At 37.7% G+C, this 6,514-nt stretch carries 8 protein-coding genes; 4 read left to right on the top strand and 4 right to left on the bottom strand.

Going from position 1 to position 6,514, the window contains the following annotated elements:
- Positions 1-368 precede the first annotated feature (368 nt).
- A complete protein-coding gene (locus tag VB711_RS23885) occupies positions 369-665 on the top strand; it encodes a hypothetical protein (RefSeq protein WP_323288888.1) in 297 nt (98 codons plus the stop codon).
- Between the two features lie 110 nt (positions 666-775).
- Positions 776-997, top strand: coding sequence for a DUF4327 family protein (locus VB711_RS23880; RefSeq protein WP_323288887.1), 222 nt, complete (start codon positions 776-778; stop codon positions 995-997).
- Between the two features lie 170 nt (positions 998-1,167).
- Here VB711_RS23880 and VB711_RS23875 read toward each other — a convergent pair whose 3' ends face one another.
- Positions 1,168-1,359 (bottom strand): hypothetical protein, encoded by a 192-nt coding sequence (locus VB711_RS23875; protein WP_323288885.1) that lies wholly within the window; start codon positions 1,357-1,359, stop codon positions 1,168-1,170.
- Positions 1,360-1,753: 394 nt separating this feature from the next.
- Here VB711_RS23875 and ppsA point away from each other — a divergent pair, with 394 nt between their 5' ends.
- Complete coding sequence (gene ppsA / locus VB711_RS23870) at positions 1,754-4,192, top strand: phosphoenolpyruvate synthase (protein ID WP_323288883.1); 2,439 nt, start codon at positions 1,754-1,756, stop codon at positions 4,190-4,192.
- A gap of 219 nt (positions 4,193-4,411) precedes the next feature.
- Here the strand turns inward: ppsA and VB711_RS23865 are convergent, their stop codons facing one another.
- Entirely contained in the window at positions 4,412-4,882 is a 471-nt protein-coding gene (locus VB711_RS23865; protein ID WP_323288881.1) for an ArsC/Spx/MgsR family protein, read from the bottom strand.
- 114 nt (positions 4,883-4,996) lie between these two features.
- Entirely contained in the window at positions 4,997-5,608 is a 612-nt protein-coding gene (locus tag VB711_RS23860; protein ID WP_323288879.1) for an AraC family ligand binding domain-containing protein, read from the bottom strand.
- Positions 5,609-5,647: 39 nt separating this feature from the next.
- Here VB711_RS23860 and VB711_RS23855 point away from each other — a divergent pair, with 39 nt between their 5' ends.
- On the top strand, positions 5,648-5,773 hold the full coding sequence (locus VB711_RS23855) for a hypothetical protein (RefSeq protein WP_323288877.1): 126 nt from the start codon (positions 5,648-5,650) through the stop codon (positions 5,771-5,773).
- A gap of 28 nt (positions 5,774-5,801) precedes the next feature.
- Here the strand turns inward: VB711_RS23855 and VB711_RS23850 are convergent, their stop codons facing one another.
- Positions 5,802-6,287: a hypothetical protein gene (locus tag VB711_RS23850; protein WP_323288875.1), complete on the bottom strand. Its 486-nt coding sequence runs from the start codon at positions 6,285-6,287 to the stop codon at positions 5,802-5,804.
- Positions 6,288-6,514 lie beyond the last annotated feature (227 nt).

Below are 6,514 nucleotides of genomic sequence, written 5' to 3'. Positions count from 1 at the left end.
AGACTACAAAATACAGCCTGAAACTAGGCAATTTCTTTTATACATATCATCTGCATTTTGTACAGTGCGTAAGTCCTAATAAATAGGGAACAGGGAACAGGGAACAGGGAACAGGGAACAGGGAACAGCGGTTCGGCTTACTATAGCTAACGCCACGCTCCGCGGTAAGCGTCAGCTATGCCGTTAGGCTTTACGACTTCGCTCGGTACAAGTCACTCACCGAACAGGAACAGTCAACTTTCAACCATTGCCATAAATCTTACATCTTTCTTATTTATCAGTAAAGAAATATATCTTAAGACTCATCCCAAAAGAAGAGGTTTCCCTTATTCTAGCAAAGGGTCTAATCAAGCAGGGACATACAAGTAATGTTAATCAATCAGCAACGACTTAACTCTATTAAATCAACAACTTATTTAATAGTTAAAATAAATGATGTTATGTCCGAGCAATTCAATGGTGGAGGTATCACTACTCCTCAAGTTCAAGGTAATATAAATCAAGCTCAACCTAGTGGAAACAGTCAAATTCCAAATGTACCAGGAGTATTAGAAGTTGGTCTTACTCCATTTTATCCTCCTCTACCTAGTACCAAATTGGCTCATTTAAGTTCTCTTAAAAAACCAAATCAAGCAACTGAAACAAGTACAATACAGCCTCTATAGTCATCGGGTTTGATTGATCATAGATTGAGTGGCATAGCCTTATTTAAAACCTGAGAGCTAAATGGTAAATACTGACCTTAATTTCTGAATCAAAATCAAGGTAAAGAGCTATGGATACAGTTGTTAGATATGATATTGCGGTGATTAAAGAAGAAGCCCTTAAACTGGTTAAAAAGGGACTTGTTAACCGTCAAGAACCAATTTACACCCTTTTTAGATATATCCCTGATAGTGACTGGGTTTACTTTGAGCATGAGCTAGAAAACAACGAATACTTACTCAGAGATAGGATAATTGACCTACTCGAATGTGAGAAATGGGAAGAAGATTAGACCTCTTGCAAAAGTCGTAATTTTCAAATTATTCTTTGCGTCTACCCTTCGGGATCGCGAAGCGCGATTGCGCGATTGCGTGAGCTTTTCAAGAATATTCTTGGTGACACCAAAGTATTTATGCAAGAGGTCTATTAAAACTAAGTAGAATAGGTGTCAGGTGATAGGTGTCAAGCAGTAGAAATAAGTTCTTCTTTTGGAACTTTTTCGGTTATTTTACTGATCAAACTTTCAGATAAAGATAGGGGATAATTACCAGTAAAAATCGGCATTTCTTGCCAGCAGGTACGGCAAAACCAGTAAGTTGTCGAACCGCGTATATGCTTTAGCAGCACATTAGAACAACAAGGACAGTAATTCATATACTTATCAAATCCTTTTTTAAAATGTAGATTAGTCAATTAACAAATCTAGAGGAATTAAAACGGTGTGTTTATGCTTTGAATATAGTTGTTATATATGAGGAAGTTGTGAGGAGACTTAGAATATAGATATATACCTTATTATTCCTCAACAGCCCTTAATATTTCGTAATTATTAGTCATAATATACGGCACTATTCCTGAAAATAATCCTGATTAAATAAACTGCGTAAAGACGAGCAAGAAGAAGATATGTAATCTTACGCTGGGAAGGGAATATATCCTCACAAAGTCCTCAAATTGTCCGAGTATAAAAACTATACTATAGTAGAAGATAAATTCATAAAAAACCAATTTATTTAATACTGTTCAGTGTTAATAAGGAGTTTAGAATATGTTAGGAATACAAGGGAATCAAGAGAGTGTATCCCAAGCTTTAGTATTACCGTTTAATTCAGTGGGAATTGCTGATATTTCCCTGGTGGGAGGTAAAAATGCGTCCTTGGGAGAAATGATTCAACAACTCCAACCCAAAGGGGTAAAAGTTCCCACAGGATTTGCTACTACGGCTTATGCTTATAGATATTTCATTACCAAAGCTGGTTTAGAAACCAAACTGAGAGAGATTTTTGCAAATTTAGATGTAGAAGATGTTAAAAACCTGCGGCAATGTGGTAAAAAAGCTAGAGCGTTAATGTTAGAGACACCATTTCCGCTAGAATTACAGGAAGCGATCGCTATATTCTATAATGATCTTTGCCAAGAATATGGAACTGATACCGATGTTGCAGTTCGTTCTAGCGCGACAGCCGAAGATTTACCAGATGCTAGTTTTGCGGGACAGCAAGAAACCTATTTAAATGTTCACGGACTTAAAGGTGTACTAGAATCTTGTCACAAATGCTTCGCCTCCATTTTTACCGACCGTGCCATTTCTTACCGAGAAAATAAAGGTTTTGATCATTTTGATGTTGCTCTTTCCGTAGGGGTGCAAAAAATGGTACGTTCTGATTTAGCTGCTTCTGGGGTGATGTTCTCCATTGATACGGAAACAGGGTTTAAAGATGCTACGTTAATTACTGCGGCTTACGGATTGGGTGAAACGGTGGTTCAAGGTGCCGTTAACCCAGATGAATATTTAGTATTTAAACCAACTCTTAAACAAGGATATCGTCCCATTTTGCAGAAACGGCTGGGGACGAAAGAAATTAAAATGGTCTACGATTTAGGTGGATCAAAATTAACTAAAAACATCGCTGTTCCCCGATTTGAACGTCAACAATTTGCTTTGAATGAAGATGAGGTCTTGCAACTAGCAACATGGGCTTGTGTAATTGAAGAACATTATTCCCAAGTGCATGGTGTGGAAACACCGATGGATATTGAATGGGCAAAAGATGGAATTACCAATGAATTATTTATAGTTCAAGCTCGTCCAGAAACGGTACAATCACAGAAGATTAAAAATGTCATTAGAACCTATTATCTAAGGGGAACAAGTGAGGTTTTACTCACAGGTCGTAGTGTGGGAGAAATGATTGGACAAGGACCCGCGAAAGTAATTCTTGATGTGCGTCAAATTCATCAATTTCAACCAGGGGAAGTGTTAGTAACGAACCGCACTGATCCTGATTGGGAACCAATTATGAAAAGAGCCAGTGCCATTGTTACCAACTCTGGTGGGCGGACTTGTCATGCGGCAATTATTGCTAGAGAAATGGGTATTCCGGCTATTGTTGGTTGTGGTAATGCGACAACAATTTTAAAGACTGGACAGGAAGTTACTGTTAATTGTGCGAATGGTGAAACAGGCAAAGTTTATCAAGGTTTATTACCTTTTGAAATTGAAGAAGTACCTTTAGAAAGTTTGCCCCAGACGAAGACTAAAATTATGATGAATGTGGGCAACCCGGAGGAGGTACTGGGTTTAGCAGCAATTCCTAATGATGGGGTAGGGTTAGCGCGGATGGAATTTATTATTGCTAACCATATCAAAGTTCATCCTTTAGCTTTACTGCATTTTGATCAATTAGAAGAAGAACTTGCTCAATATAAAATTGCTGAATTAACTGCCGAATATGAAGATAAAGCCCAATATTTTGTAGATAAATTAGCCCAAGGTATTGGAACAATTGCCGCAGCTTTTTATCCCAAACCTGTAATTGTGCGTTTGTCGGATTTTAAAAGTAATGAATACGCGAATTTGTTGGGTGGTAGACAATTTGAAGCCAAGGAAGAAAACCCGATGATTGGCTGGCGTGGTGCTTCTCGCTACTATGATCCGCGTTACAGTGAGGGTTTTGCTTTAGAATGTCAAGCAATGAAACGGATACGGGATGAAATGGGGTTAACTAATATGATTCTGATGATTCCCTTTTGTCGTACACCAAATGAGGGGAGACGGGTAATCGCAGAAATGGCGAAACATGGCTTGGTGCAAGGGGAAAATGGTTTAGAAGTTTATGTGATGTGCGAGTTACCGAGTAATGTGGAATTGGCTGATGAATTTTGTCAAATATTTGATGGATTTTCGATTGGTTCTAATGATTTAACTCAGTTGACTTTAGGGTTAGATAGGGATTCTGAGTTGGTAGCTCATTTGTTTGATGAACGTGATCTAGCTGTGAAAAGAATGATAACAAGAGCGATCGCTACTGTCAAACAATATGGTCGCAAAATTGGTATCTGCGGTCAAGCACCAAGCGATTACCCAGAATTTGCTCGTTTTCTGGTGGAACAGGGTATAGATTCCATTAGTCTCAACCCTGATTCTGTTTTTAAAACACAGTTAGAAATTGCCAAAATGGAACAGGAAATGGGGAAGATTGAGTAAAGTCAAGTATCCGGCGATTGGAAATCGCGGCTACACAAACAAAGTAAAATATCCGGCGATTAGAAATCACGGCTACACAAACAAAGTCCACCTTCGTGGACTAATCTAACCTGCGGAGGCAGGTTTTGCCTGTGTAGGTGCGGTTTCTAACCGCCGATTTAACTGAGATATATCAAGAACATTCTTCTCATTCTTCCTTCTGACTCCTGACTCCTATCCCTAACTATGTTTTTTACAACCACCTTGATGATCATGTTCATGGTTGTGTCCGTGAGAACAGCCTTGTAAGTTTTGCTGCATCAGGTTTTCGCTCATTTCCCGCAAGGATTCGTCTGCTGGTTTTAAACCAATCCAAGCATCAATTTTATCTACATCAAAGCCTACCTCACGTCTATTCCCTACTTCAAGCAAGGGACGACGAATTAATAAAGGATCTCTGAGCATCATTACTAAAGCGGTTTCTGCTTCGATGTTTTCAGGGTTCACCTCTCCAGATTTTACACTAGGTGCGGCTTTATTGAACCATTCGACTACAGGGCGATCGCCAAAAAATGATCGCAATCTTTCTACAGTCCAAGGTTCTGTTAATAGGTTATATGCTACTACTTCATGGCCTGCGGCTGTGAGCAAAACTTTTTGCTTTGTACCACCTTTACAGCCTGGTTTTTCATAGAAAATTACTCTGGCCATTGATATTTCTCCTATACAAATTATTTGTGTTTCCCGTCAAGAAAGAGATTAATTTAGAGTTCTGAAACCTGCTATTTTTACAATAATCAGATATTTCTGTTTTTGCAACTACATTTAGAATTTTTTAGCAATATGGTTAACTACATCAAATTCAAATCTCCTTTTGGGGTCAGTTTCACCATATATGTTAAATGTCACAGTTGGTTCATTGCTAACTGCTTCTACTTGATGAATTGTATCAGGAGTAAAACTAATAATATCTCCAGGGAATAAATTAATTTCTCCTGTAGTTTCAATTTTATCTGGTAAATCTGGGTGAGAATTACGCCGCCAAAAGGTATGTTTTTCCTGACCTTTCAACACTGCTACTATTCCCCAAGTCCCATGATTATGAATATTAGAAATTGTCCCTGGGGCAAACGTTACTGTTTGCACAGTTAAGGGAAATCCTAATTCATTATATAACAATAAAACTGATGTTCCAGTTTTCGGGTCTGGTTCTGCAAATTGACTCTGTACCCAATAAGAATTAACAATTAATCGCCTTACCAATATCCGAATTTTGGGTAGATAGTTTGATTCATTCTCAACATCATTGAGAACATCTTCTACTTCTGTTAGGAAACGGTATAGGCGATAATTGTCACGCAATAAATCCCATGTTCTTGCGGATTTACAGGCTTGATGTTGCCCATTTTCAGTGACAAACCAATCCTTATTTTGCATATTGTTTAGACTATTAGTTGGGAAGATTTTGGCAAATAAATGATGGGAGGAAATGCTTGTGGCATCATAGTTACAGGTGGTGTAAAGCCAGAACTAGGAAGCACAGGTAAGAGAACTCTATTAGATGAAGTGAGGGAAGAATCAGAAAAGGAGGTAGATAGGTAATTATTCATGATGGTTGATTGGGTAATAATTAATCATCTTCTTCTGGTGGACGTGTTAAAATATCCAAAAGAATACCTGCACCAAAATCATTTTTATCATCAATATCTTTAATTCTGGTACTGATTTCTTTAGCTTTTTCTAACTCTCCTAATTTAGCTAATACCAAACCAGAAGCAGCATAAGCATTTAGGTACAATCTGATTTGGGTTTCTTCGTGACGTTGAACTAAGATAGGTTTAAGTTCTTCCCAATTGTTGGGGAATTTCTCGACTGATTCAATTATAGCAATTAATTGTTCTGCTGTTGTCAGTGCTAGAGGATAATTATTTTTGTAATAAAAATATCTATAAGCTGCTACTAAAACATCCGTGTTATCTTTTGTTTTAGCTAATGCTTGTTGCATATAGTTTTCTGAGATTTCTGTATTTTCCCAATTTTGGGCTGCTAATATCAATAATTCTTTGACATCATCAGATACATTAAACCATGAGAACTTTTGTGTATCAGTTTGCATAATAGGTAAAATAAGTTGGCGTTAAAAATTTTCGTTGGGATTAGACAGGAGAATAGGACTTACGCGCTGTACAAAATGCAGATGATATGTATAAATGTAGGGTGCGTCAGACAGAATAATTGAGGTTAAAATCACTAACTTTCAGATTCTGACGCACCTGACTTACGCGCTGTACAAAATGCAGATGATATGTATAAATGTAGGGTGTGTCAGACAGAATAATTGAA

Source organism: Cronbergia sp. UHCC 0137 (assembly GCF_034932285.1).
Taxonomy (GTDB): domain Bacteria; phylum Cyanobacteriota; class Cyanobacteriia; order Cyanobacteriales; family Nostocaceae; genus Cronbergia.
This window is presented reverse-complemented; position numbering and strand designations above follow the sequence as displayed.

Bases quoted from the DNA above. Each gene is read 5' to 3' on its own strand.
- VB711_RS23885 (WP_323288888.1), top strand. From the start codon at position 369: ATGTTAATCAATCAGCAACGACTTAACTCTATTAAATCAACAACTTAT.
- VB711_RS23880 (WP_323288887.1), top strand. From the start codon at position 776: ATGGATACAGTTGTTAGATATGATATTGCGGTGATTAAAGAAGAAGCC.
- ppsA (WP_323288883.1), top strand. From the start codon at position 1,754: ATGTTAGGAATACAAGGGAATCAAGAGAGTGTATCCCAAGCTTTAGTA.
- VB711_RS23850 (WP_323288875.1), bottom strand. From the start codon at position 6,287: ATGCAAACTGATACACAAAAGTTCTCATGGTTTAATGTATCTGATGAT.
- VB711_RS23865 (WP_323288881.1), bottom strand. From the start codon at position 4,882: ATGGCCAGAGTAATTTTCTATGAAAAACCAGGCTGTAAAGGTGGTACA.
- VB711_RS23855 (WP_323288877.1), top strand. From the start codon at position 5,648: ATGATGGGAGGAAATGCTTGTGGCATCATAGTTACAGGTGGTGTAAAG.
- VB711_RS23860 (WP_323288879.1), bottom strand. From the start codon at position 5,608: ATGCAAAATAAGGATTGGTTTGTCACTGAAAATGGGCAACATCAAGCC.
- VB711_RS23875 (WP_323288885.1), bottom strand. From the start codon at position 1,359: ATGAATTACTGTCCTTGTTGTTCTAATGTGCTGCTAAAGCATATACGC.